The organism is Aquisalibacillus elongatus, from assembly GCF_003843875.1.
Taxonomy (GTDB): Bacteria; Bacillota; Bacilli; order Bacillales; family Alkalibacillaceae; genus Aquisalibacillus; species Aquisalibacillus elongatus.
On sequence record NZ_RKRF01000012.1, the window covers coordinates 149,025 to 174,144 of the forward strand.

A 25,120-nucleotide genomic window follows, 5' to 3' on the forward strand; every position below is an offset into this window, starting at 1 on the left:
AATTAATATGATTCTATTTTAACGCATGATCGCTGGAAAAAGTACATCTTTCTTAATGACATCCATAATTCCAACCGGCGTAATTCGAATGTATGGTAGATGTGTTGATGATAAAAACAATAACGTATAGACAGGGTCGCTATGCTTATAGCCAAAGTCTTGTAAAAGCTTCTTCATCTCTTTTTCTTTTTCAATTAGCTCTTCCATTGGCATTCCTGTCATAACACCTTTAATCTCCAATGGTAACTCAAATATAATCTCGCCTTCATGGGCTAATACGATGCCGCCACCTATTTCCTCCATGCGGTTAAAGGCAAGCATCATATCACGTTTACTTCTACCTATTAAAATGATGTCACCTGTATTGGAGTAGGAGCTGACTAGCCCTCCGAGACTTTTCGTAAATCCTTTTAAGAAGGATGTGACTCGCCATTCACCATCACGGTCAATGAGCATGACATAGGCTTCATCTTCTGAACGCGACAGCATATTTTTATCCGACTCTGACTTGATTGGATATGGTTTCATAATAACATCATTAACCATTTTCATTCCAATCGGCATTGAAAAGCGTAACTCATCTTGGTCTAACGTCCATTTTAATTTCATTTTTGTTAAACCAAACTTCTCCCAATTCACATGGTAATTGAGCCCGATTGCTTCTCCATTCTTTACAGCCCATTCACCTTTTGCTAAAACAGAAGTCGGTGTTGGATTGTCTTTTGCCTCAAGGAAATTAATATGAGCCACTCGCCCAGGGGCAATGCTTCCAAAACGGTGCTCTAAAGAGAAATATTTTGCCGCATTGATGGTGGCAATTGCATAAGCATCTTCTAAAGGCACGCCTTCTTCGATTGCAATTTCAATGCATTTATTAATGATTCCTTCATCATAAAATGAAGGCGTTGAACCATCCGTTGTATAAAGGACATAGTCCCAAACATCGAGTTCATATTCTTGTAACTCATTTATAATTTTTCTTAAATCAGGTCGAATTGAGCTGTTACGAATCGCAGCAAAATAACCAAGCTCTAATCTGCGGTACAACTCATCACCTGAGATCGATTCGTGGTCGCCATCTGCACCAAGAAGTTTCATTTTAGTTAACGTGTCTTTTGAAGCCCCTGGAAAATGCCCTTCCACAGGCTTTCTAAGACGCTTGGTTTCTTGCATCCAATAAAGTCCACGCTCATCTTCATATAAAATATCAGGCCAATTCGTAAGTTCACCGCCCTGGATGACGGCTTCATGATTTAACCATTGTAAAACTTCTTCATCGTCTAAGAAATTCTCTTCATCGTCTCTCATTTCAGATTGTGAGCTAAAACGCGCCCACCAGAACATTGAGACAGGGAGATTCTGCATTTCATCTAATAAAGAAAACGCTTTCTTATTCTTCATTAATAAAAGCCACATCAAGTTATCATTTACCAATGTCGTTGTTCCAGTTTTCAGTGCATATTCAGCTAAAGAATGGGGATTATATAACTGATATGGGTGAGCATGTGGCTCAACGTAACCAGGAACTAAATGCTGTCCACGACAGTCTATGATTTCAGTTTTAGATGTGGTTTTCTCTGGCAGCTTCTCACCTACATAGACAATGCGATCTTCATAAATCCAAATATTCGCTGTAAGCCATTTTTTTAAAAAGACATTTAAATAAGTCGCTTGTTTAAGAACTTTTGTAGGTGCTAGATGACCATCAATCACAGCAACGTGATCTCGCAGCTGACGATTGCGCCATCTATAAAGATGTTCATTCATTGAAATCCCCCGTTTCAAACTGTCGTTACTTAAAATTTTAATACATTAAAACTGTGAAGGGAAGGGGTAACATGGGAAAACAAAACATTGGTACCATTAACGCGCTAACTAGAATAACAGTAGGACTCTTCTTAATGGTTTTTGGAGCTGTTAAATTAGTTAAACGACCTTGGAATCAAAGCTATTGGATGATTGTGCTCATGTCTGCCATGAAGGTAGCAGAAGGCATTGTCCGCTATTGTCCAGTTACTGATGTTGTTCAACAGCGCATGCAAGACTCTAGTAACAAAGAACAAGAATAGTCCAATTTCGAACGCTGTTTCAAAAGTATTGCTTTTGGAACAGTTTTTTCTGTGGCAAGTCTTGTTTTGAGCACTAATTTAATCGTTTTGAGCACTAAATTGAATCTTTTGAGCACTAATTGACATGATTTAAGCACTAAAAAATTCCCTACTCTTCCACTCGTACCGCTTCAAAAATAATTTCCTGCCTAACTGGTTCAGGGTCTTCCTTGCCGCTACTTTCCTGAAAGACTGGCTTTTCAAAACGCTTAACCGGCATATAGCCATCTTTTTTAATTTGATCTACGCATTCATCAATTGATTTGAAGTCACTCACTCTGTATTTTTTCTTCTTCACGTCTTAACTTACTCCCTCTAACTTTCTTAACCCAGAACCCTCCAAAAATTTGTCGCGGTTCGTAAGCGATGATAAAGGCTTTTGGGTCAATTTCTTTAATTGTGTTATAGAGCATTAGTTCATATTTTCTTGGCGTCAACACTTGGATGGCTAAACGGTCCCCTTCCATGCCGTAAGCATACCAGCTTGTGACACCGTATCCTTTTTCTCTTAATGTTTGTGTAAATGGGATATCTGGATTTGATGAAATGATATTGACGGTAATGTAGCCAATAGCTAGCTTCTCTTCAATCTTCATGCCAGATATAACACCTGTACCAAACCCTAAGGCATAGGCAATGAGGTTTTGAATTTGATCTAAGTTTTCTAATACTAAGCCTAACCCAATTGTATAAAACGTAATCTCAAAAACACCAACAGTTGCGGCTATGTATCGTTTACCTTTTAAAGTAAATATCGTACGAACGGTGAGTAACGATACATAAATTACATTCACACTAAACACAATCGCCAGCATGATTAAGCCGTTTTCTATCAAATGTGACATCCCCTTTTATTTCCAGATAAATGCATTATATCAACTATTTGCCCAATTGCATATATTAACATAGAAGATTTGTAAAGGATGATGAACATGGACTCATTCAAGCATATGCATGAATGGAGGCAGAACATAGATCGATTTTTTGGTGAGTCATTTTGGAATGAATTCGACAGTATTTTAAAACCGAACATACCTCAAATCAATATTTATCGTAAAGACTACGAAATCTTGTGTGTCATTAACATTCCCGGAATTCAACAAATCAAACAGATTCGCTGCGAAATTGATGGATACCACTTACGCCTACAAGGAGAAATTGAATTGCCAGCTAAAGGATATGAATTAATTCAAGAGGAAATTATACAAGGAAGTTTCAACCGGGCGATTGAGCTGCCTTATCGTTGTAGAGAAGACAAAGTCCACGCTCGTTATGAGCATGGACTTGTCTTTGTTAAATTATATAAAGATGTTCACGACTCTAATAAGTCCAAAACCATCTCAATTGAAGAAGGTGAGCAATAATTACTCTAAGAATACAAAGTAAAGAATGAACACAACAAATAGTCCATACATGATCGGATGAATTTCCTTCGCTCTACCTTTAACGAGCATCGTAATTGGATAGAAAATAAACCCAATCGCAATACCTGTTGCAATACTGTACGTAAGCGGCATCGCGATGACGGTTAAAAAGGCTGGTACGGCAATCTCAAATTGGTCCCATTCGACGTTCTTTAAATTAGCAGCCATTAAGATTCCCACAATAATGAGTGCTGGCGCTGTAACTTCTGCTGTTACGACACTTAATAATGGTGAGAAGAATAAGGCCAACAAGAACAAACCTGCTGTAACAATAGATGCAAAACCTGTTCGACCGCCAGCTCCAACACCTGTTGTAGATTCTATAAACGACGTCGTAGTCGACGTACCGAAAATAGAACCAGCGACTGTCGCTGCTGAGTCTGAGAATAACGCACGATTAGCACGCGGTAATTTATTATCTTTCATCAGGCCACCTTGAGTGGCAACTGCTACTAATGTTCCGGCAGTATCGAAAAAGTCTACGAATAAAAATGTCATAATGACCACTAGCATCTCGAGTGTAAAAATGTCACCGAAGTGCGTTAAAGCTTGCCCGAACGTTGGCTCTAAACTCGGAACAGATCCGACAACATCATTTACACCTGTTGGAGGGTCTATTAACCCAACTAGCATACCAGCAATAGCTGTGATGACCATGCCATAAAAGACGCCACCTTTGAAACCTTTAACTAACAGAATAACCGTGACAACCACACCAAAAATGGCTAGTAGAGTATATGAATTGGACAAATTACCAAGTGTCACGTACGTATCAGGGTCCGCTTCAACAATCCCAACATTTGTTAACCCAATAAATGCGATATAAACCCCAATACCTGCGCCAACTGCTAGTTTTAAATTGTTCGGTATCGCATTAATCACACGCTCACGAACACCTGTTACAGTTAAAACAATAAAAATTAGTCCAGATGCTAACACACCAGCTAATGCTGTTTCCCAAGGTATGCCAAAGTTTAAAACAACCGTATAAGCGAAAAACGCATTTAAGCCCATACCTGGTGCTAAGGCAATCGGATAACGCGCAAATAGCCCCATAATCAATGTACCAATGGCAGCTGCTAAGGCTGTTGCAGTAAACACAGCATTAGGATCCATTCGTGTAACGCCTTCTGGCAATTCTTCAATACCAGCTAATGATAATACACTTGGATTAACAAATAAAATATAAGCCATGGCTAAAAATGTCGTTAATCCAGCCATCGTTTCTCGACGATAATTCGTGCCGTACTCCTCAAACTTGAAGTACTTTTTCATTTTGCTTCCTCCCCCTAGAGAAGAAACAACCTCGTGAAAGAAACCATATATGACATTAATTTCATCCCCCAAAAAATGTCACGTAAACAAAAAGAACCCTTGATTATTTAACCAAGAGTTCTTACGAGGAAAATTGCAAAAACGTCATAAGGCGACACACCTTAGACTAGTTCCGTTATATGCAATCCCCGTAGTCGAACCATTTACGGTGGTTCGGTAGAAACTCTTGGGCCATATCCCCAATATTATACGAGGTGTTTCTTATATTTTTATTACAAGTTTAACTTTAAACCTTTTGACATATTTCGTCAAGCCAATAAATCATTAACTAAACGGTTCCACAAACGATAAACTTCATGGTGTTGATCTTGGATCGGCTCATCCCGATAAATCGCTCGCTCATAGTAACGCGTTAGTTCTGACATAGCCGAATGGCCATACCATCGATCAACATCGATTGCAAACTCGCGCAACGTTTGACCTTCTTTAAACACTAACCCGTGCTTTGCCAGTACTTTCAAGATAAACTGGTACCCATCCGTAAACGTATCAACATCATGATTACGAGCCATTTTTTGCTGTTTCCATCTTCTAATTAGACTAAACCGCTTCTTAATGATCAACCAAACCAACACAGCTAAAATAGCAACACTTAAACCAATAGCGGTAAATTGCATTGGTTTTGAAAAAGATAATACAGTGCCACTGTTATCTTCTTCTTCCTCCTCAGTGTCATCTTCTTCATCCGACTCTGAGTCTTCTGGTAATTCGGGTGTCTCAGGTGTTTCTTGGCTTTCTCGGTCTAAAATATCGTCAACTGACTCGCCAAACGAGAAGTTTGTCGGGTTATTAAAACCTACTGTTGGCTCGAATGGCACCCACCCCAAATTTGGGAAGTAAACTTCTACCCAAGAATGGGCGTTATTATTAGTCACTTCATACTCTGGCTCGCCGCCTTCAAAGTGATCTTCTCCGAAAACACGCTCGCCTCCAGTAAACCCTTTGGCCCAACGCGCCGGTATATCAAGCGCTCTTAACATCACAACCATAGACGTTGAAAAGTTATCACAATAACCAGCTTGAGATTCAAATAAAAACTGGTCGACATAATCTTCATCTTCACTTGGAACCGCTACATCCTGAGTTTCATAACGAAAACCATTATTCGTAAAATATTGCTCAATGGCTTTTGCTTGATCATAACGATTGTCTTCACCATCTACGATTTCCTCTGCTAAACGAACGACACGGTCAGGTAAAGATTCTGGAAGTTGCAGATATTCAACGCCAATATTATCCTCAACAGATGAATCAATTTTTCTCATTTCTTCAACTGGATAAAACGGACGTTGAACATCTAACTGATATTCCTTCGGTAGATTTGTGGAATCTCCAGACTTAGGCACTACTTCACCAGTAAACGAATTGACTTCAAACGTCATGCCATCATGATTAGACGTCACACGGTCTGCTCCATAGTTATAAACTAACTTATTTAAAACCCCTGGTGATTCAAACCTAACAGTTGCTTCGTCTTCACTTCGTTCTACTAAGTCCGAATACTGCGCAAGGTCTCTTAATGAACTATTGCTTTGATTAAACACTCCATCATTAGAGCGAATCCAACCTTTACCGGTGTAAACTTCTTTCGTTTCAACTTTCCAATACTTCGACTTAGGTGACTGAGCTAAGAAGACCGTTGTGTCATCCTGGATGAATCCACCGCCAAGGCGTTCATCGTTTTCTCCGTAACCAATCTTTTGAACACCGCCACCTGGCCCGTCACCAATTCCGCTTCCTTCAGCAGCGCTTTGTATAAAAGGAACGGGATCAGGCCAAATTGGTTCGTATTTAGGAGCCGCATAACCAACGACCGTGCTAAAGCCAATGAGAATCAGTAATGGAGAAATCCATTTCATCATCGTGGACATTTGAGGCATTTTAATTTTTTCTTTTTCTAATAAATGTTGTAAGTGCGCAATACCCATAATGGCAACGCCGATGATAAATGCGCGAATGATCGCACCTTCAGCATTAAAGACCGTAAACGTATCTAATACCGTTATATAAATAAACGTAAACAATATGAATGAAAAAGGCTTTTTGCGTACTGCAAACCAATAGTAAAGTAAATAACTCATCATCCATAATAATATGAGGAACAATAACGTTCGAAAACTTGGAGAGAGACCTCCCCAATTCTGCGATAACATCATTGATATATTCATCTGCATGTCTGTGAATACTTCATTAATCCAAATTCGTGATAAAAACGAACCTGAGTAAAACAGCTGATGCATCACAAACAGTAATCCCATAAACTTAATTGGCGAAACAATCCAATAAGGCAATTTCGTCGCTGTTAAAATAAAGCACAGGACCATAAAGAGATAAAAAGCTGACATGTTCGCTGTGTCTGTAACATCATCTAGTGGGTAAACCCACTCTAATAATAGAATTAAACTACCAGCATATAACACAAGCGATATTATTTGGTTGTCTTTCATCATATCTTTCATTAGGTATTCACCTCGATGAACTTACTAGTCAATTGATCCTCATGTAACCACGAGACAATCACACCTTGTTGCCCCAACTGATCAAGAGATTTCTTTTCGCTTGTCGTTATATCATGTTTACTTCGTATACAAATAAGACTAACTTTTGCGTCTTGTTGGTTTAGTTGTAATAGTGATTTAAACAAATGTTGGTCAATGTAGTGCGTAATGATAACTAAATTACGATCGGTTGAGATGAGCATGCCTTCTTTTAATAGTTTCTTAGAAAAAGGTGTCTGTTCCTCATCTAAATCAACCTCCGCTAGAAAACGTGTCAACTGATCTAGCTGTTTACGTCCTTGTTCTAATGAAATCTCTTTACGTACTTTTCCAATCGATACAAACGATACCTTACCGTGATCATCGATTGACTCACGCACGATAGAGCTAGCTAATTCAACACTTGCTTCAAAAGGAAGCCAGTCTTTCTCATCCTGTTTAATTTGATTTAACACAATCGTTAAATCTTTATGTTTTTCTTGTTCAAATTCCTTCGTGACGAGCTTTTGCTTCTTAGCAGTTGTTTTCCAATCCAGCCAAGATACGCGGTCACCAGGCGCATAGTCTCTAATGCCTGATACGAGATTGGTATGATTGGCTTTAATTGAATATGCTTGCTGCTCCCCTTCTTCAAAAAATGAAACCTCATTATTTAGACGTAATTTAACATGACGAGGTTCCACTAATATATTTTGAGGTTTATGGAAAACGCGTTCCTTTTTCACCAAACCCAGAAAATCACCCGTGATCAGCTTAATTTCACCTAACACATGCAATCCTCTTGGAATAGAAGGAATGTCATAGGAATAAACCACTTGACGTCTAAATCTAGGGAATATGATGGTTTTATTTGCGTCTTGTTTCAGTAAGGATTCTGGTTTTCTTAGAAACTGATATTTAAAATGCCTTGTATCATTATAGTTAATGCTTTGAGGTAGTTGATCATCAACAATTAAATACAGAATTGGAAATGGTAGTCTGCTTTTAATCGTTATTTCAACATTTAATGTTTGTCCTGTTTGCAAATAACGACGTGACAGCTGCCTTTCCACCTTAAGTAAGGCAAAAGGATAAAAAATCATTAAAAATGAATAAACCAGTATTGGTAGAAAACCAAAAAATAAAAACCAGCTTACGAATCCGCCCTGAAACATCGCATACGAGAACAAAGCTGCCAATAAAAGAAAAACTAGTAAAAAACGTACAACAGTGCTAATTGGTTTTAACATACTTATCCTCTTTCTATTGGAACAATCGTTTTTCTTACAATATCATCGAGAATAGACGTAGCCGATTTACCCTCAAACTTCGCTTCAGACGAAATAATAATCCGGTGTCCGAGCACATGTTGAGTTAAAAACTTAATATCATCAGGTAAAACATAGTCGCGTTTTTGAATATAAGCATAAGCTTTAGCCGCTTTCATCATCGCAATAGACGCGCGAGGAGACGCACCTAATTCTAGTAACGGATGTGTACGCGTTGCGTTAATTAGGTACACAATGTACTTTTTAATAGCATCGCTAACATGCACCGTTTTCACATCTTCTTGAAGCTGGATTAAATCTTCCTGCTGCATAATAGCCTCAAGTCGGTCAATTGGATGCTCCCGAGATGTACGATCAAGCATTTGAATCTCATCGTCAGTCGAGGGATAACCAAGATTTAATTTAATTAAAAAACGATCGAGCTGAGCTTCTGGTAACGGGTATGTACCTTCATATTCAATAGGATTCTGTGTTGCCATAACAAAAAAAGGGCGTTTAAGCTCCATCGTGTTGCCATCGACTGTAATATTTTTCTCTTCCATACTTTCTAGTAACGCAGACTGCGTTTTTGGAGATGTACGATTAATTTCATCAGCTAATACAATATTCCCTAAAATTGGGCCTGGTCTAAATTCAAACGTCATTTCCTTTTGGTTATAAATGGAAACCCCTGTTACATCTGATGGTAATAAGTCAGGCGTAAACTGCACACGTCTGAAATCCAAATTAAATGATTTGGCAAGTGCACGAACGAGCATCGTCTTTCCAACACCCGGTACATCTTCTAATAAGACATGTCCTTCCGCAAGTAGAGCGACTAAACTTAATTCAATCGCTTCTCGTTTACCGACAATGACCTGTTCCATATGGTCTAATATTTGTTCGACTTTATTTTGTTGCGTTGTCATTTGCTGTGTCATCCCTTTCTACCTCCTAAAACCTAACATTTCTTTAACTCTATCATACTATAAAAGTTTGCCTATTTGTCAGAAAATTATACTATTTTACAGAATCTTCACGTGACTCTTGGCTTAATTTTTCCATATTCTCTCTGTAGTTGCGACATTTTTCTTTAAAACATTCAATCTTGATTCCTTTTGGCAACTGATCTTTAAATTTTTCATAACAAAAGCATCGGTCCATATTTAACCTCTCCTCTTGTTTTAATTTAGCAGAAAATACAAAAAAATTAAAACCGAGAACATATAATGATCTCAGTTTTATCTATTACTACTGGATTATGGCGCTCTACTACCGGATTCTTAATCTCTACTGCCGAATTCATGTTATGTTTTAGTTTTCACCAACTCAGGTGAGATGAGTTTCACTGCGCTATAGCAACTTAGGTCAACAAACACACATTCACCTGTTCGTCTCAACTCTTTAACATCACAAATTTTATCTATTTCAACACAATCTGTCTCGTGATCAAAAATTGGCCTATCAGGTTTCAATAGTTCTAACACCGCACAGTTCTTATGACAGTCCACTTTTACAACTTTAAAGAATACTGTAATAAAACAATGCTTACTTCCAACTTTTCCAAATGTGAAAAAAGGATGACCATAAGGCGTTTGTAACATAAAAGGTATAACATCAAAGTGTTTTTTTGGCGACTTTAATGATTGAACACAATGATCTTCTCCATGCCTTTGTTGCTGTTTTAATAAATCATCTAAAACTTCACAGACACAACTGACACACTTACAACCCTCACCGTCATGGTGCTGATCCTTCTTGGAGTGTCCCTCCTTTTGTTCTTCTTCGTAAACCATGGATCTCATCCCTCTCCAAATTAACATCTCTTATTGATAACATATTAAATTCCATAATCGCATGTGTTAGGTTATTGTCTTGGTTCTTATAATTAGGGCAAATGTGGAATTTTTCTAAATGACTTACCTTAACGGTTATCCATACATACAATATAAAAAAACATGTATGAGTATGAGGTGAGAGCATGTGCCAAAAATGTGGTCATAAACAATGCTGCTGTGTCGGACCGCCTGGCAAGCGAGGGAAAATAGGTGCGCCTGGCCCTCAAGGACCTCAGGGACCAGAAGGCCCACCTGGACCGAAAGGGAAACAAGGACCATTTGGACCACCTGGACCTCAAGGACCAATAGGAGAGCCAGGTCCAACCGGGCCCAAGGGAGATCAAGGACCATCTGGACCACCCGGACCTCAAGGACCAATAGGAGAACCAGGCCCACCCGGGTCCAAGGGAGATCAAGGACCATCCGGGCCACCTGGACCGCCCGGACCTCAAGGACCAATAGGAGAACCAGGTCCAACCGGGCCCAAGGGAGATCAAGGACCATCTGGACCACCTGGGCCGCCTGGGCCGCCCGGACCCCCAGGACCGCCCGGAGATAAAGATCTGTGCTGCCGTTTTCTATTAGAACATTCAACCCAACTAATCCCACCTGCGATTGTTGGCAGTACGTCTGTCACTAAAAACATAACGTCTAATATTCAAAAGATTTGCGATGAGGTCGTTGTCGTTTGTGGATTATTAAGTAAACAAATTAACTATCAAACACTTGATGCAAAGGGTGCAGTCGTTGATGCAAAGGTAATTGATGAAGTTCCTTTTACTTGTATCATTGATAGGGTTGATATTAGAGCTAATCACAATTATAAGATTGTCATCTCTGAAATAATTTGTGACGTTGAGGAAACAGAGGCCAATTTTTCAACTGATTCTAACACTGGTGAACGATTAGCTTTTCGTTTAATCGAAAAAGAAGTCATTAAAATTTGTATAGAAAAGGTTAAAAAATAAACATACCACACGCCCGTAAAATGCTAAGGGGTGTGGTATGTGCACTTATTCAATAATCTATGAATTTAACAGTGGCTTCAACTGATTGCGCCAAACCCAATCAGGACTGTATCTATTTCTAGCTATCGTTTTCGCATTCAATACGACGTTCTCCCGCATCAAATGCGAGATGTTTTGGGCGTGTTCTTGTAGATAAGCCTCCTCAGAAGGATGGTACTCTTCATGTGTATCAAATCCAAAATTTCTAGCGTCCCATTTCATAAAGTACGCATTCAGATTCTGCCCTAGTTCTTCTAATGCAGGAACTCTTTCATTCAATACTAAAAAATTCCCCTTGCTTGCCGCTTCTAACACCGTTAATCCAAATGATTCTGAATAGGACGGGCAGATAAATAGATTTGAAAAGGTAAATAATTCTAAAACACCTCTTCTAGGAAACCCGTTTTTAAAAGGCTCCAAATCCGATGTAAAACAAATATCCTTTTTGTCTAACCCATGAGTCTCACCTTCAAATCGAATGAAAGATTTATAGGTTTCAGAATCAATATCGGCACTTGGAAAATCACAAAAGATAACCTGAATATGATCCCCTTTTGTTTTCTTAATGGCCCCACAAAGTGATGCGACTTTCTCGAATTTTTTCCCCGTTGTAAGTCGGCCAGGATAGATCACTAAATAGTCGGGAGAAAGTAAGTCAATATCACGAGATAAAGACCGCACCTCTTCACTTGCATAATTCATGAGATCAAGGCTATTATTCACAGCAAAACAATCATTTAAAGACACATTATATTGCTTAGCAAGCGCGGGAAGTCCAGACTTTGTCGGGTAAATATACTTTGTATTTGGCATGGAGGTGTATCGAGCTGATAACGGCCACTCAACGTGTTGCGGTCTATTAGCAGGAGCAGAATGGGTAAAAGCTAGGAATCTTATGTGAGGAAGACTCTTCTGGGCTTTTCTAACAGCCACATTGTGAAGTAGGTGCCACCCTTGATAGTGAATATCATGCATGATACAAGCATCCACATCTGATAAATGTTGAATTAAACTTTTAGCAACGACATCCGCTTCTGCAGAAAACGTATCATGAACTGTGGCTTCCGGGTTCGAATAATCTTTCCAATGAATTTGTGTTCCATTTCTCTGATTCGTCACCTTTCGCCATTCAATCCGAGGATCACGAAAAATCCCTTCCCTTTGGTCGATCGGACAATTTTCACTCACCAACATGATGGGCTTTACATCATCATTTAACATCATGCGAATCTGCTCAGCCACCACGTTAACTAACGAATAAGTTGAATCTAATCCATTAAACATCGTTAGAAGTGCAACTTTCATAACAAAACTCCTTTAACCAGACATTCAAGTGTTACATTATTATATGATGGTTACCGTTTATTCTCTCTTCTCAATTCAATTTGTTTTAAAATAGACTCTTTCCCAGCAAAATAGTGCTTTAAGATCTCTCGATTGTTTTTGTAGTAACCAGCATTATTTCGGGAATGCCAAAAATGATATAACGTTCCATTTAATCTTTTCACAGATCCACAAACTTGGTTTAGTGACATGGCAAAGGCATCATCCTCGCCACCCCATCCAATAAACCTCTCATCGAATCCTTCGACCATCTCAAAATGTTCCCGTGGTACTATATTGACCCCACCTCGTGCTTGATGCCCGAACTTTCTCTGTTTTGTTTCTATTTCGATCGGGATTGGCCAGGTAGGTTCTTCACTTAGAAGACGATCTGTGCTGCGCTTTGAAATATTTAACACTCTATTAAAAGGAATCACCCAAGCGTGATGTTCTAATTGCTTAATAGATTCCGTTAATAGAGTTGGATCATAAAATATATCGGCATCCGCGATGACTAAAATTTCCCCTTTTGATTCACGAACAGCTTCATTAATAACCTTTGCCTTAGAAAAAGGCCTCTCGTTATTGATCCCGATGCAAATGTCCACATCTGGAAAGATATGTTCATAATATTGCCTCACCCAGTTAAAAGCCCGCTTCCTTACCTCATCAGTCAAACTAATCGGTAATATGATTGAGACGTCTTTCATATCATTCACCTTCTTTCTTTACATCCTTAAATAACCATATTGCCTCATCACTTGTGCACATTTATTCGTAATGAGTCTCGCCGTTTGCTCATTGATAGACTTAGAAGTTGTCGAGATTTTTTTAGAGATGACTGATTGAATGTCATCTATTGATAGAAATCCAACTTCCGAAATCATTTCCAACGTTTCCTGCTTCTGATTGACAAGATCTTCATACTTAACTAAATAAGCATTCGGATCTGAATTGGCTAATTTCAAATAATAAGCGGCGTGTTTATTCCATTTATTTATAAAATGATGAACATTTCCAGCAAGCCCTGTGCCATTCATGCTTTTCCACACGTCAACAGGGGTTCTGACTAGTAGCACTAACTTAGCTTCCGGGTAACACTTCCTAAGCAAATTGATTTCCTCTTCGCCATAACGTACTTCTTTAAAACCAATGATGTCATGCCCTTCACGGTTCTGTTCGTATAAATGGTCAAATAAAACTTTCAAGGACTCTGTAACAGCATAATCTATATAGGTTTTTTCAGGCGTCATGCATGCAATCCACACATTTGGATCCTCGCCTCTATTGAAAAATTTTTCTCGCTGCCCTTGGTGGGTATTCGTATAAAAAACGAGATTTTTATAAAGATGTTGATAATGATTCAACAAGCCGTTTTGTTCGCCCCAAATAAGCGTTTCTTTCCTCGCGTTAAATATTCGTTGTAATAAGGTAGAACCTGATCGGTGCGTCGCAGATAATATGATTAAGTCCATTTACTAATCCCTCCATTTGTTTCGTGATATAAACTGGTGTTCAACTAGATATTCAATGATTTTATTCGCGCATTCTTCGACTGTTAACTTTGCTGTATCAACTGTTATCTCTGGGGTGATCGGAGGTTGATAAGGCGCATCAATCCCGGTGAAATTTTTAATCTCACCATTTCGCGCTTTTTGGTATAAGCCTTTCGGGTCGCGTTGTTCACAAACAGCTAAATCACAACGGATATAGATTTCGATAAATTCACCATCATTAAAAATCCTTCTTACACTTTGCCGATCTTCTTCATATGGCGAAATGAATGAAGTAAGCACAATCAACCCACTATCAACAAATAATCGCGATACTTCCCCGATTCTACGAATATTCTCTTGTCGATCCTTAGCACTAAAACCTAAATCTTTGTTTAAACCAAGCCTGACATTGTCACCATCTAGTAAATAGGTCAGAACTCCTCGGGAATGAAGTATTTCTTCAACTCGATTGGCAATGGTAGACTTTCCAGATCCTGATAAACCCGTCAACCACAAAACACAACCTCGTTGACCCAACATGAGCTCACGCTTCTCTCGGTTCACCGACGTTTGTTGCTTGTATAAATTATTCGGTTCACCCATTGGATTGGCCCTCCTCTGTCAGCCCATTAATCAGTATTTCAATCACTTCTTGTCGACTGAATTCTGACGGAGGAAAAATGCCTTTTCGTAACATTTCTCTTACTTTCGTACCTGATAGAACCAACCGATCTTCCATCTCATGCGGACATGTCTTAATAGAAGCTACAGTTTGGCATTTTTTACAGTAAAAGCTATGTTCGAAAAATAAAGGCTTGATTTCTAGGTCATCTGGATGGAGCTGCTCAAAGATTTTTTGCGAATCATAAGTCCCATAATAGTCACCAACACCAGCGTGATCTCTTCCGACGATAAAATGAGTGCAACCATAATTCTGTCTAACAATCGCATGAAACACAGCTTCACGAGGTCCTGCGTAACGCATATTGGCTGGGTAAGCTTGGAGGATGGTATGGTTTTTAGAATAAAATTGATTAACTAACACTTCATAACTTTTCATGCGGATAGCTGGTGGAAGGTCATCTTGTTTCGTCTCTCCAACAAGCGGATGAATGAACAACCCATCCATGCTTTCAAGGGCTGATTTTTGAATATACTCATGAGCACGGTGAATAGGGTTTCGAGTTTGAAAGCCGACAATTCGTCTCCAATTCCGTCGGTCCAATTCCATACGTGTATCAATTGGGTCTACGTAGTATTTTTCATCGATTATTCGTGGTGGGCGTTTAACCATCGTGATGTTCCCACCCACATAAATAGGCGATTCCTTAAATAATCTTTTCACACCAGGATGGCTTAAATCAGTCGTTCCATAAACTAACTCTGCCTCTTTTGGTAAATCCGCTTCAAAAACGTCGCTAACCTCCATAACGCCAAATACAGTTTGGTCATAGACGAGTTTCACTTTTTCTGAGCTTAAAACATTGGGCACGTCATCTTTCGAAATAGATAGTGTAATAGGTATCGGCCAAAGCAATCCGTTATGCAATCTCATACGATGAATTACACTCTGGTAATCTTGTTCAGTCATAAATCCTTTAAGTGGACTAAACGCTCCTATTGCAAGGCACTCTAAGTCGAACAGTGTAAATAAGTCTATGATAATTTCTGTTTTTATACTATCTAAGTCATCGTCAGACCTAAATCTATTAATTAACTGGCCTCCATGTGCCGTTATTGCCATAAATCAAACACCTCTCTCGTCATTCTCTTTTAATCATCCTATGAACATGGCTATAAACATGACTAGACACTTGAGGTGATTTATTGAATATAGAATTAAATTTATTTGGATTAATAGTAGGGATTCTTGTAGGAATGACAGGGGTAGGAGGCGGCTAGCCATCATCGGGAGTCGTTTGACTGTGAAAGTGTATGCCCAATTGATCAAAACACTCATCATGACATTCGTTTTCATAAGTGGCATATTACTGATTATAAAAATCATTTAATCTTTTCTATAAAACAAGAATTTACTTATCAGGTGTCCAAACAAATTTTATAAATTTTAATATTTTAATTAGGAGTTTATAAGAAAGGAGAGTGAAGGTTATGGCTTGTGAATCTAATTCAACGACCTTGTTTTTCCCTAATAACCAAGCAGTTAATGGCTGGAGTGTTACCTATAACGCTATGGCTTCAGACCCCGTGAACAATAGGTTTTGTTATGATGTCGATGTTGTTGGGAACCCACAGGATTTAAGTCACTTTACAGTCGGTATTGATTGTCCTCCGGAGTTTTTCCTTAATTTAACCGAGGATAATATCATTTGTACGCTTTCAACTGGTGAGGAAGTTGATTGTGATGTGGTCAGAACACCACCAACTGGCGAAGTAGCCGGTATAAAGTTCGAAAACTTTGGTGACCTCGACCGAGATAACTTACCGGTGACTTTTTGTGTGACGTTTATTGATCTGGAACAACCATTATTTTTAGGATGTGTTGAAGTTAGCGGTAAGGCTGGGCAGGAAGCTGATATCGGAGATGAAACGATCCCTGGTCCATCATGTACACCACCTATGACAACGACGACTACGACTTCATCAACTACGAGTACAACGTCAACTACGAGCTCAACATCGTCGACAAGTACGACATCGTCCAGTACGACTAGCACTACCTCTACCACTTCGACAACTAGTACGACAACGACAAGTACGTCGACGACTTCGACAACTTCAACATCGAGCACAACAACAGTCTGTCCTATTCCAAACCCGCAGACTTGTTGCCAAGTCATTGTTGAATTCAAAACGCAATTAGTTCCACCTGCGCTAACGGCTGACGGTGTCTCAACAAGAATTTATTTCTCTGAAGCACCAACGATTGAAGATGTTTGTCCTGAGAAAGTCATTGTCTGTGGAAAAGTAACGAAGGAAATCACGTATACGATGTTCGATGAAGAATTAGGCATGTTCCGTGAGAACACCATTTATGATGAAGAACCATTCCAATGCTTCATCGACCGCGATGATGCGAATGAGGATGATCCATTCGAAGTAGTTGGCTATGCTGTTCTTTGCGAAGGCACACCTCGACTGCAAAATAGAGGTACAATCGAAACGACAAATAATGAAACAGCACAGGTCCACTGGAAGTTAATCGAAAAAGATGTTATTAAAGTTTGTATCCGAAAAATTGAACTACCATAACAAACGATAGACCCGTCCACTTATGAACGGGTCTATTTTTAGTCCTCGAACTTTGCAAAAAAGGTTAAAGCATATAAAGCTGCAATTCCAACGAGTGAATAAATAATTCTCGATAAGGCCGAGTCTTGTCCTCCAAATATAGACGCAACTAAATCCCATTGAAACAAACCAATGAGCAACCAATTTAGCCCACCTATAATTACTAATAATAGCGCAACTGTATCTAATCCTCTCATTAAGCACCATCCTTCTAAAAGTATTCATTACTTTTAGTAGTATGTTACGCCAATTTTATAAAATTATTCATCACCAATAGTCTGTTTTTAATTCCAATAAGTTATACTGCAACAATTGAATTGACCATACGTTGTTAATGTGGAGCCAAAATTTTTAGAAGTGGAGTTTTTGGTTATGTGTGGATTTACAGGATTTATTGGTCAAACTGAGAACAGCAAAGACGTGTTGAAAAACATGATGGACCAAATCGTCCACCGTGGGCCTGATTCGTATGGAAGTTTTATTGAAGGTGATGTCGCACTAGGTTTCAGACGTTTAAGCATCATTGATCTAGAACATGGAAGCCAGCCTTTATATAATGAAGACCAATCAGTCGTATTAGTTTTTAATGGTGAAATATATAATTTCCAAGAATTAAAAGGTGATTTATTAAAAAATGGACATATATTTCAAACGAACACAGATAGTGAAGTACTTATTCACGGTTATGAAGAGTATGGTGAAGCGATTGTTGAAAGATTACGCGGTATGTTTGCCTTTGTCATTTGGGATAAAAATAACCAAAAACTTTTCGCAGCACGAGACATGTTTGGTATTAAACCATTCTATTATAGCCAAATGACTGAGACGTTTTTATTTGGTTCTGAAATAAAAAGTTTTCTACCACATCCACATTTTAAAAAGGAATTAAACAAAAGGGCTTTAAAACCATACCTAACATTCCAGTTTCCAGTATTAAATGAAACATTTTTCAAAGGGGTCTATAAACTGCCTGCTGCGCATTACCTTGTGTTTCAAGATGGTAAGCTGGATGTTAAACGTTATTGGACGCCTGAATTTAATTCAACTGATGAGTCTTTTGAAAAAATCGTGCAAGATGTTGATCACACGATAAAAGAATCCGTAAACGCTCATCGCATTAGTGATGTCAAAGTGGGATCTTTCTTATCAAGTGGAGTTGACTCAAGTTATGTTGCATCCGTTTTAAAGCCAAATAAGACTTTTACCGTTGGTTTTAGCGATCGACATTTTTCCGAAATTGATAATGCTAAGACGTTATCAGATCATCTGGGTATTGAAAATATTAATGAAGTGTTAGATTCGGATCAGTGTTTCGATAAATTAGAAGATATTCAATATATAATGGATGAACCTCATTCAAATCCTTCGATTATTCCACTGTATTTCTTATCTGAATTAGCAAGCCGTGATGTAACAGTTGTGTTATCAGGTGAAGGAGCAGACGAATTATTTGGCGGATACGCTGAGTATGAAACCACTCCCCCATTAAGGAAGTATAAAAAGCTTCCGAAATGGTTCCGTCAACCATTAGGTAAGATGGCTCAAAAACTTCCCGACATGAAAGGGAAAAACTTCTTAATCAGAGGCGGATTACCGGCTGATGAATGGTTTATCGGTCAGGCTAAGATCTTTTCTGAAGATGAAGCAACCGACCTCTTAAACGACGATTATCAATTAGCACCAACCGTCAAAGATATTGTGAGCCCTTATTATAAAGAGGCCCAACATTATGATGATTTAACCAAGATGCAGCATTTAGATTTACACTTATGGTTAGTCAATGACATTTTGTTAAAAGCAGATAAAATGAGCATGGCTCATTCATTGGAGCTCAGAGTTCCATTCTTAGACAAACAAGTCATGGAAGTCGCATCGAAGATTAAATCTGAATACCGGGTTAATGAGAAAGATACAAAATATGCCTTAAGAGTAGCATCAAAAAAGGCACTACCTGAGGAATCAGCTAACCGTAAGAAAATCGGCTTCCCTGTTCCGATTAGAAATTGGATCAAACACGAACCATACTATGAAAAAATCAAGTCTTACTTCATGGATGACTATACAAAACAATTCTTTAATCAGAAAGACTTAATGAAGCTATTAGACGAACACTACGAAGGTCAAAAGAATAACGCCAGAAAAATATGGACGATTTTTATGTTCTTAGTCTGGTACAAAAAGTACTTTAAGGAACCCGAAACATATGATGAAAAGTATACAACCATAAAAGATAAGGTTCCTGTAAATTAAAAATTACCTCGATTACATCTAAGTAATCGAGGTTTTTATTTATTTTAGTGTGTAATGATCTAAATTAGAAATCAATGTTGCGATACTAACAAACAGATCTCGTTGCTCTTGCCTCTCCCAGTCTTCATCCTCTTCTGCCAATAACCACATCACATCATCTAAGAACACATGATTCACAGCATCTTCCCAACACAATACCTCTTGCTCAGTAAATGTTTGATACTTTTGATATCCCTCTAAGAAAACCTGCCATTCTTGAGGTGTAAAGGTTCTATGAGGTGCAGTCGACATTTCATTGTGGAACAATAGTAAAGCAAGAGCTAAATCAAATACTCTTGGAATCCGTTGAGCATTATCTGGATCAATCAGAAATGGCTTCTCCTTGAAGATTAAATTATTCGCCTTATAATCATGAGGCGTTTCAACCCAGGTCAATGGCGCCTTCTGCAGCTCTTCCTGTTGATCAACTGACCGGTGAAATATATCATTTAGTAAATCAATATCAATATCCACTTGATAAGTATCTACGAACTGACCAATTTTCTCGATATGGTCATCAACTTCGTGGTGGTAAAAATCAAACACATCATACTCTTCTAAACCATATGTATTATCACCAGAAGATAAGGAGTGGATGTGCCCCAGTAACTCCCCGGCCTGTCTAATTTGATCAACATGACCACGGTAAACGTCACCCTCAATAAATGGATAACATATATAACAGTCTTCACCCAATTCGACAGGATTACTCCCTTCTAAATCTACAGGCGTCACCACCTGAACCCCACTTTCTTTTAGATGGTTCAAGTATTCCACAAGCCGATGAGCTTGAACCAAGGGTGACTGTGTTCTTTTGATGATCACTTCGCCAACTCTGTAAACAGGCGAAAATGGGTATATACTTTCCTGATCTTCTTCTACGTTAAATCCGAATTGATTAATGATGTATCGACTATTCATAGTAAATCCTTTCAAGACAATATAACAGAAAATTCCGCAAGTTATATTATACCATTTATTAAGGATTACTCCAAAATTTCTAGGACTTATTATATTTTATGTTGGTTTAATTTTAAAAATAGAACTCCTAATTTTAGAAGTTCTTCACCAACATTTGATTCATATCTTTGTTGTAAATCATCAAAACATTATACCCTTGCACAAAACTAACCCCTTATTAAACTCTACTGTCCCTTTAGTTGATCAACGCAAACTTTGCTTATTAAACTATCCTCTGTTTGTTTAACAATCTGCTATATAATATTACAAATGATTTTAATTATGATCCTACAATTATTAATACGATATCATCTGCTATTGTGCGCATAACAGCAAGGTGTCCTCCAAATGGTTTTTCAATTGGTGTTTGAATCCAATCAATGTTTTCATTATATTTATGAGTATTATAGAATTCCCTCACATCTTCAACCAAAACCTCAATATCTGGTTCTTTTAAATTTTCACTATCATGTAAAACAAACTCAGTTTTCCCTTCAGCAAAAGATAGACCTACCATATTAGAACCATCCGTTTGTTTAGAACGAAACAATTCATTAGCACCAAACGTATTTTTGTAAAAATCAACAGACGCTTCTAAGTCCGGTGTGAAAAGTGACACAGCCTGTATTAATTTTATATTTCCTTTAATATTTGAAGTCATCTAATTTCCCCTTTTCGCATATTATAATTGCCAGCAATTTAGCTCACCAGCTGTTTCATTCAATGACCAGCCTGTTTTTTTAAAATAATGATTTATTGATGAATGCTTAGGACATTTAACACGAACTGGACCTGTATTGATTTTGAAAAGCATCTTCTTTAACAACCCTTGCTTTCTATGAGTTCTGCATATAGCAAATTGGTAAAGTGATATACTATTGTCTGTTTTTTTTCTGTAAAATCTAAGCGCACCGACTACATAATCTCCTTTTTTAGCAATTAACATTTGTTTTCTCCTAATTGCAGCTTTAACTCCATCAGGACATACAAATTCCTGATTATAGATACTATCACTATAATTATCTAAGTTATCATCAAAGAATTTAAGTACCTCGTTTGTATCTGAGGGCACTGCAAGCATGATTTTTATAGAATTATCTTCACAGTTTAGTATTGTTACTCACTCCCACAAACAAGAACATATGTTCTTGTTATATCTTAACATTCTATACATAGGTAGGTTTTCCACTCACTGCACTGTTTTAAGCCTTATCGGTTGGCCTTAAACTTACAATTCACTTACTTCTTGGTCAATATAGGGAATAGTTATTTTAAGAAAGTGACAAACCTATACCACAAAAGCCATCAGGTAATTCCCGTCAGTGGATAAATAAGAAAAGTTCCTTATTTAATTCTTCCCCTTACTTGAATAAGTGATATCAGATATTTTGCTTATAACCATCAAATAATGCACCTCCTAATGGTTTGTAAATATCATATACAAAATCAATAAAAGGCTGTTTCTTTCCAAATTTATAGTAGCTATTAAGGACATCAAAAAATTGATAATACAATTTTTCGTCAAACTCCTTTAACGCCCTTGCAAGACCTTTCCCTCTACCAGACCATTGACCATTTAATCGAAGTATAAAATCAGATAATTGTAATGAAATATTATTTAAGGTTAACAGTGCTTCTTCATCGTTTTTTGAATCTACAAAATCATCAAGTAGATCATAAATAAAATACCGTGAGGCTTTAATAAACTCATCGGATAATGGTGGAGGTCCATTTTCAATGAATTCCTTTGCCATCAATCTTATGTCGCTTAATTTTCCATTATCTTTCAACACTTTACTGTATAAAATCATGTTAGCTAGAATTGGTCGGGCTTTACTTCGATCAATCTCAAATTGTTTTAAATAAGAATTATAATTATGAATAAACGCTTCAATTTTCCACCCATATAATATGAAGCTTTCTCGGTAACTTCTTTGCGAATCTTCAATAATAACAATATCTAAATCAGATGTTTCAGTATCTTCACCCCTAGAAGCACTACCAGCTAATAAAGCTATATCACAAGTTGGAAATTTCTCATTTACAAACTTCATTGAAGCATTTTCTGGTAATAGCCTCATGTTTATACCCCCTTCCATTTCGAAGTTTATAACTATCTTCAAGATTAGCCACATTTAGTTCAATAACATTTGGCTATTTGTCTGAATTTTTCTTTCCACTTCAAATACTTTTCTAACTGACAAAAAATAAAACGATCACCAGGGGTCCAGACATGTAGATAATCAACACAGTATCCTCATATTGCTTTTGTTAATATCATTAAATCCATAGTCACAATATTGAAACTATTTTATCAAAAAATAAAAAACGATCAACTTAATAATCGTCTTATTAAAAGAAGCTCATTTGTCCACGTTTCTTATTAATTAATATAGGAATTAGAAGGTATAAGGCATATGCTGCAGACATCCAAACTGAAAAGGAGATGACTTGAGATTGCTTCAGGTTAGGGAAAACTGCTCCATAAAAGGACAAAGAGAATGAATCTAATGTTAAACCTATAACTGTACCTACTATCCCTAGTTTTAAAGGTGCATTTTCGGATTTATCAAACTGCATATACATTAAGGTGATTAATAACAACAATGCTCCTGTCCCTACAGTCAGCAGAATTATACTGTAAATAAATGCATCCGTTCCGGGAGGATGTAGTACGTATTCACCCATAAACATAAAAAAGAGTGTAGCAAATAACCAAATTAAAAATGCCCATAAGACTGTAAAAAGATGTGCTTTCATATTTCCCCTCTCCCTTAAACCTTACTGTTTCATAAAATGATTAACTTTTATCTTATTTAATATTCCACCGTTTTTTTCAGGTAATAAAAAGCGAACAACTTAGTTACCTCTGTTTTTTATTCATTCCCCATTAGTGAAATAAAGGATACATTAACTATATAATATTTCCTCAATGTATTAATTTCATAGTTGTTTAAAAATATAGAAATACCTTATTCTAATTGATTAAATTTTCTTTAGTTTGAGGTATATCCATTAACCAATTATTATTCTCATTTGCTTCAATTAACTCATTCACTTCATATGTAGCATAATAACCCTCTTCGATAAATGGATCTGATTTAACAAGATTTCTTGCTTCATCAAGCGTGTCACAAATTAATATTTGCATAGCCGTTTCATTATCATTAAAAGGTCCGCTAATAAAGAGCTTTTCATCTTCGGCAAGGTTTTGCAAATGGTTTACGTGACTGCTTAATAAATCCTTTGATAACTCACCTTTCTTTTTGTCTTTTAATATTGCAACATATTTCCGCATTAAAAATCTCCCCCCCCTCAAAATAGGAACATTTGTTCTTATCGTTGATTATACCTTTATTTAAAATTCTCTTCAACCCTTTCGAACATTACTAGATAAATCCGTGTTTTGCTTATTCAACTATTGCCACCCGTTAGTTGAACAACTAAATATCATCCAGCCCATATCTAATCAGAAAACGGTATCAATCTTGATTAAGTCCCATACTTCTTTTATTTGTTTCCCATCAAGTTTAACTTTTCTAAGTAAATCTTCAACGTCTTCTCCTATAATTTCACTTGACGAATCATAGAACTTCCAAAACATAAATTGACCTGTTCCATGACCTATATAATAAGTCTCGTCTCCATAAATAAAATGAACTTCACTTCCCAAATTTAAAGCTTCAATAAATTCCTTATAACTGTAATTCATACTTATGAACTCCTTTATTTCTTCCACTAATGCCCCATTTAGTTGAACAACATCTATTTATTTAAAGGCGTTAATGATGACGGATTTAAAGATTCGCTTTCAATGACAATAGCGGTTAATCCTTTATCAGTTTTGGTTTCGTGCCATTCACCTTTCTCCCAATAAACAGCATCTCCTGAATGCACTTTGAAGTATTGTTCTTTATCACCCCGAACATAACCTTCCCCATTCATTATTAATAGAAGTTGAGTACTACTGCTTGATGATGTCCAATAACGCCGTTTTCTTCTAAGTGCATACAACCAATTTGAGTATCTTTTTCCGTTCTTATAATACGGGACATAATAAAATCTGAGTAATAATCAGTTATCTTTTTCCCAGTATCTTTATTAAATTTAAAAAACCTCATTATGCACCCCCTGGTAATAGTTAAGTTTATTATTAAGTGAATAAACCTTACTATACATAAGCCCCCAGTTTATTTAAGTCGATATTTTCACATAGATCGCTATTTGTTTCTTAAAATAACTGATTGAAAGTGAAATTTTCCGCCAACTATGTCTTTTGGCACCACTTCAAAATTTTCTAAAATAAACAGTTCTGATAATAATTCTTTTAGAGATGCATCATT

27 protein-coding genes, 1 pseudogene and 1 riboswitch are annotated in these 25,120 nt (G+C 37.4%); of the genes and pseudogenes, 5 read left to right on the plus strand and 23 right to left on the minus strand.

The genetic code is table 11. The features are described 5' to 3' along the window. Positions 1-18: 18 nt before the first annotated feature. Positions 19-1,767 (minus strand): adenine deaminase C-terminal domain-containing protein, encoded by a 1,749-nt coding sequence (locus EDC24_RS12965; protein ID WP_124223308.1) that lies wholly within the window; start codon positions 1,765-1,767, stop codon positions 19-21. 71 nt (positions 1,768-1,838) lie between these two features. Between EDC24_RS12965 and EDC24_RS12970 the strand changes: the two genes are divergently transcribed. Then, on the plus strand, positions 1,839-2,069 hold the full coding sequence (locus EDC24_RS12970; RefSeq protein ID WP_124223310.1) for a YgaP family membrane protein: 231 nt from the start codon (positions 1,839-1,841) through the stop codon (positions 2,067-2,069). A gap of 148 nt (positions 2,070-2,217) precedes the next feature. Here EDC24_RS12970 and EDC24_RS12975 read toward each other — a convergent pair whose 3' ends face one another. Next, positions 2,218-2,385, minus strand: a complete 168-nt coding sequence (locus EDC24_RS12975; protein WP_124223368.1) for an NETI motif-containing protein — start codon at positions 2,383-2,385, stop codon at positions 2,218-2,220. Continuing rightward, complete coding sequence (locus EDC24_RS12980; RefSeq protein ID WP_124223312.1) at positions 2,378-2,944, minus strand: DUF2179 domain-containing protein; 567 nt, start codon at positions 2,942-2,944, stop codon at positions 2,378-2,380. Before EDC24_RS12980 ends, EDC24_RS12975 begins: the two co-directional genes overlap by 8 nt. A gap of 96 nt (positions 2,945-3,040) precedes the next feature. On the opposite strand from EDC24_RS12980, the gene EDC24_RS12985 reads away from it, so the two are divergent. After that, positions 3,041-3,472, plus strand: a complete 432-nt coding sequence (locus EDC24_RS12985; RefSeq protein ID WP_170158585.1) for an Hsp20/alpha crystallin family protein — start codon at positions 3,041-3,043, stop codon at positions 3,470-3,472. Here the strand turns inward: EDC24_RS12985 and EDC24_RS12990 are convergent, their stop codons facing one another. The 6 genes from EDC24_RS12990 to EDC24_RS13010 form a co-directional block, all read right to left on the minus strand. Beyond that, positions 3,473-4,807: an NCS2 family permease gene (locus EDC24_RS12990; RefSeq protein ID WP_124223316.1), complete on the minus strand. Its 1,335-nt coding sequence runs from the start codon at positions 4,805-4,807 to the stop codon at positions 3,473-3,475. It lies immediately after the preceding gene. Positions 4,808-4,978: 171 nt separating this feature from the next. Next, positions 4,979-5,080, minus strand: a riboswitch (purine riboswitch). 35 nt (positions 5,081-5,115) lie between these two features. Next, positions 5,116-7,326: a DUF4129 domain-containing transglutaminase family protein gene (locus EDC24_RS12995; protein WP_124223318.1), complete on the minus strand. Its 2,211-nt coding sequence runs from the start codon at positions 7,324-7,326 to the stop codon at positions 5,116-5,118. After that, on the minus strand, positions 7,326-8,594 hold the full coding sequence (locus EDC24_RS13000) for a DUF58 domain-containing protein (protein ID WP_124223319.1): 1,269 nt from the start codon (positions 8,592-8,594) through the stop codon (positions 7,326-7,328). Before EDC24_RS13000 ends, EDC24_RS12995 begins: the two co-directional genes overlap by 1 nt. A 2-nt stretch (positions 8,595-8,596) precedes the next feature. After that, entirely contained in the window at positions 8,597-9,553 is a 957-nt protein-coding gene (locus EDC24_RS13005) for an AAA family ATPase (RefSeq protein WP_124223321.1), read from the minus strand. Positions 9,554-9,632: 79 nt separating this feature from the next. After that, positions 9,633-9,776: a hypothetical protein gene (locus EDC24_RS15220; protein ID WP_170158586.1), complete on the minus strand. Its 144-nt coding sequence runs from the start codon at positions 9,774-9,776 to the stop codon at positions 9,633-9,635. A gap of 143 nt (positions 9,777-9,919) precedes the next feature. Continuing rightward, entirely contained in the window at positions 9,920-10,408 is a 489-nt protein-coding gene (locus tag EDC24_RS13010) for a CotY/CotZ family spore coat protein (protein ID WP_170158587.1), read from the minus strand. Positions 10,409-10,593: 185 nt separating this feature from the next. Between EDC24_RS13010 and EDC24_RS13015 the strand changes: the two genes are divergently transcribed. Next, positions 10,594-11,418: a hypothetical protein gene (locus EDC24_RS13015; protein ID WP_124223325.1), complete on the plus strand. Its 825-nt coding sequence runs from the start codon at positions 10,594-10,596 to the stop codon at positions 11,416-11,418. Between the two features lie 57 nt (positions 11,419-11,475). Here the strand turns inward: EDC24_RS13015 and EDC24_RS13020 are convergent, their stop codons facing one another. The 5 genes from EDC24_RS13020 to sat are packed head-to-tail and all read right to left on the minus strand — an operon-like array spanning position 11,476 to position 16,020. After that, positions 11,476-12,762 carry a glycosyltransferase gene (locus EDC24_RS13020; protein ID WP_124223327.1) on the minus strand — a complete coding sequence of 429 codons (1,287 nt, stop codon included), beginning with the start codon at positions 12,760-12,762 and terminating at the stop codon, positions 11,476-11,478. Between the two features lie 50 nt (positions 12,763-12,812). Then, entirely contained in the window at positions 12,813-13,490 is a 678-nt protein-coding gene (locus EDC24_RS13025) for a galactosyltransferase-related protein (protein ID WP_124223329.1), read from the minus strand. Between the two features lie 18 nt (positions 13,491-13,508). Next, complete coding sequence (locus EDC24_RS13030; RefSeq protein WP_124223331.1) at positions 13,509-14,255, minus strand: sulfotransferase; 747 nt, start codon at positions 14,253-14,255, stop codon at positions 13,509-13,511. 3 nt (positions 14,256-14,258) lie between these two features. Beyond that, entirely contained in the window at positions 14,259-14,879 is a 621-nt protein-coding gene (cysC, locus tag EDC24_RS13035) for an adenylyl-sulfate kinase (protein WP_124223333.1), read from the minus strand. Then, entirely contained in the window at positions 14,872-16,020 is a 1,149-nt protein-coding gene (sat, locus tag EDC24_RS13040; protein ID WP_124223335.1) for a sulfate adenylyltransferase, read from the minus strand. The genes cysC and sat overlap by 8 nt, the downstream gene beginning before the upstream one ends. A 368-nt stretch (positions 16,021-16,388) precedes the next feature. Here sat and EDC24_RS13045 point away from each other — a divergent pair, with 368 nt between their 5' ends. Next, a complete protein-coding gene (locus tag EDC24_RS13045; RefSeq protein WP_124223337.1) occupies positions 16,389-17,489 on the plus strand; it encodes a hypothetical protein in 1,101 nt (366 codons plus the stop codon). Between the two features lie 38 nt (positions 17,490-17,527). Here EDC24_RS13045 and EDC24_RS13050 read toward each other — a convergent pair whose 3' ends face one another. Next, a complete protein-coding gene (locus tag EDC24_RS13050; protein ID WP_124223339.1) occupies positions 17,528-17,725 on the minus strand; it encodes a DUF378 domain-containing protein in 198 nt (65 codons plus the stop codon). A gap of 175 nt (positions 17,726-17,900) precedes the next feature. Here EDC24_RS13050 and asnB point away from each other — a divergent pair, with 175 nt between their 5' ends. Beyond that, on the plus strand, positions 17,901-19,778 hold the full coding sequence (gene asnB / locus EDC24_RS13055; RefSeq protein ID WP_124223341.1) for an asparagine synthase (glutamine-hydrolyzing): 1,878 nt from the start codon (positions 17,901-17,903) through the stop codon (positions 19,776-19,778). A gap of 39 nt (positions 19,779-19,817) precedes the next feature. Here asnB and EDC24_RS13060 read toward each other — a convergent pair whose 3' ends face one another. From EDC24_RS13060 to EDC24_RS13095, 8 genes and pseudogenes are all read right to left on the minus strand, one after another. Next, complete coding sequence (locus tag EDC24_RS13060) at positions 19,818-20,753, minus strand: phosphotransferase (protein WP_245998175.1); 936 nt, start codon at positions 20,751-20,753, stop codon at positions 19,818-19,820. A 304-nt stretch (positions 20,754-21,057) separates the two neighbouring features. Further along, positions 21,058-21,438 carry a VOC family protein gene (locus EDC24_RS13065; RefSeq protein ID WP_124223345.1) on the minus strand — a complete coding sequence of 127 codons (381 nt, stop codon included), beginning with the start codon at positions 21,436-21,438 and terminating at the stop codon, positions 21,058-21,060. A 21-nt stretch (positions 21,439-21,459) separates the two neighbouring features. Then, positions 21,460-21,858 (minus strand): N-acetyltransferase, encoded by a 399-nt coding sequence (locus EDC24_RS13070; RefSeq protein ID WP_170158588.1) that lies wholly within the window; start codon positions 21,856-21,858, stop codon positions 21,460-21,462. 298 nt (positions 21,859-22,156) lie between these two features. After that, positions 22,157-22,858, minus strand: a complete 702-nt coding sequence (locus EDC24_RS13075; protein ID WP_170158589.1) for a nucleotidyltransferase domain-containing protein — start codon at positions 22,856-22,858, stop codon at positions 22,157-22,159. Between the two features lie 271 nt (positions 22,859-23,129). Beyond that, a complete protein-coding gene (locus EDC24_RS13080; RefSeq protein ID WP_124223351.1) occupies positions 23,130-23,537 on the minus strand; it encodes a DUF5367 family protein in 408 nt (135 codons plus the stop codon). Positions 23,538-23,754: 217 nt separating this feature from the next. Then, positions 23,755-24,075, minus strand: coding sequence for a YciI family protein (locus EDC24_RS13085; RefSeq protein WP_124223353.1), 321 nt, complete (start codon positions 24,073-24,075; stop codon positions 23,755-23,757). 171 nt (positions 24,076-24,246) lie between these two features. Beyond that, positions 24,247-24,489, minus strand: coding sequence for a hypothetical protein (locus tag EDC24_RS13090; protein ID WP_124223355.1), 243 nt, complete (start codon positions 24,487-24,489; stop codon positions 24,247-24,249). Between the two features lie 53 nt (positions 24,490-24,542). After that, positions 24,543-24,898, minus strand: a pseudogene (locus EDC24_RS13095) (cupin). Between the last annotated feature and the right edge of the window lie 222 nt (positions 24,899-25,120).

Bases quoted from the DNA above. Each gene is read 5' to 3' on its own strand.
- EDC24_RS13045 (WP_124223337.1), top strand. From the start codon at position 16,389: ATGGCTTGTGAATCTAATTCAACGACCTTGTTTTTCCCTAATAACCAA.
- EDC24_RS12985 (WP_170158585.1), top strand. From the start codon at position 3,041: ATGGACTCATTCAAGCATATGCATGAATGGAGGCAGAACATAGATCGA.
- EDC24_RS13080 (WP_124223351.1), bottom strand. From the start codon at position 23,537: ATGAAAGCACATCTTTTTACAGTCTTATGGGCATTTTTAATTTGGTTA.
- EDC24_RS13030 (WP_124223331.1), bottom strand. From the start codon at position 14,255: ATGGACTTAATCATATTATCTGCGACGCACCGATCAGGTTCTACCTTA.
- EDC24_RS13015 (WP_124223325.1), top strand. From the start codon at position 10,594: ATGTGCCAAAAATGTGGTCATAAACAATGCTGCTGTGTCGGACCGCCT.
- EDC24_RS13085 (WP_124223353.1), bottom strand. From the start codon at position 24,075: ATGCGGAAATATGTTGCAATATTAAAAGACAAAAAGAAAGGTGAGTTA.
- EDC24_RS13090 (WP_124223355.1), bottom strand. From the start codon at position 24,489: ATGAATTACAGTTATAAGGAATTTATTGAAGCTTTAAATTTGGGAAGT.
- EDC24_RS15220 (WP_170158586.1), bottom strand. From the start codon at position 9,776: ATGGACCGATGCTTTTGTTATGAAAAATTTAAAGATCAGTTGCCAAAA.
- EDC24_RS12965 (WP_124223308.1), bottom strand. From the start codon at position 1,767: ATGAATGAACATCTTTATAGATGGCGCAATCGTCAGCTGCGAGATCAC.
- EDC24_RS13005 (WP_124223321.1), bottom strand. From the start codon at position 9,553: ATGACACAGCAAATGACAACGCAACAAAATAAAGTCGAACAAATATTA.
- EDC24_RS12970 (WP_124223310.1), top strand. From the start codon at position 1,839: ATGGGAAAACAAAACATTGGTACCATTAACGCGCTAACTAGAATAACA.
- asnB (WP_124223341.1), top strand. From the start codon at position 17,901: ATGTGTGGATTTACAGGATTTATTGGTCAAACTGAGAACAGCAAAGAC.
- EDC24_RS13075 (WP_170158589.1), bottom strand. From the start codon at position 22,858: ATGAGGCTATTACCAGAAAATGCTTCAATGAAGTTTGTAAATGAGAAA.
- EDC24_RS13020 (WP_124223327.1), bottom strand. From the start codon at position 12,762: ATGAAAGTTGCACTTCTAACGATGTTTAATGGATTAGATTCAACTTAT.
- EDC24_RS13010 (WP_170158587.1), bottom strand. From the start codon at position 10,408: ATGGTTTACGAAGAAGAACAAAAGGAGGGACACTCCAAGAAGGATCAG.
- EDC24_RS13000 (WP_124223319.1), bottom strand. From the start codon at position 8,594: ATGTTAAAACCAATTAGCACTGTTGTACGTTTTTTACTAGTTTTTCTT.
- EDC24_RS13025 (WP_124223329.1), bottom strand. From the start codon at position 13,490: ATGAAAGACGTCTCAATCATATTACCGATTAGTTTGACTGATGAGGTA.
- EDC24_RS13050 (WP_124223339.1), bottom strand. From the start codon at position 17,725: ATGAGAGGATTAGATACAGTTGCGCTATTATTAGTAATTATAGGTGGG.
- EDC24_RS13070 (WP_170158588.1), bottom strand. From the start codon at position 21,858: ATGCTTGCAGTGCCCTCAGATACAAACGAGGTACTTAAATTCTTTGAT.
- cysC (WP_124223333.1), bottom strand. From the start codon at position 14,879: ATGGGTGAACCGAATAATTTATACAAGCAACAAACGTCGGTGAACCGA.
- EDC24_RS13065 (WP_124223345.1), bottom strand. From the start codon at position 21,438: ATGACTTCAAATATTAAAGGAAATATAAAATTAATACAGGCTGTGTCA.
- EDC24_RS12995 (WP_124223318.1), bottom strand. From the start codon at position 7,326: ATGAAAGATATGATGAAAGACAACCAAATAATATCGCTTGTGTTATAT.
- sat (WP_124223335.1), bottom strand. From the start codon at position 16,020: ATGGCAATAACGGCACATGGAGGCCAGTTAATTAATAGATTTAGGTCT.
- EDC24_RS12990 (WP_124223316.1), bottom strand. From the start codon at position 4,807: ATGAAAAAGTACTTCAAGTTTGAGGAGTACGGCACGAATTATCGTCGA.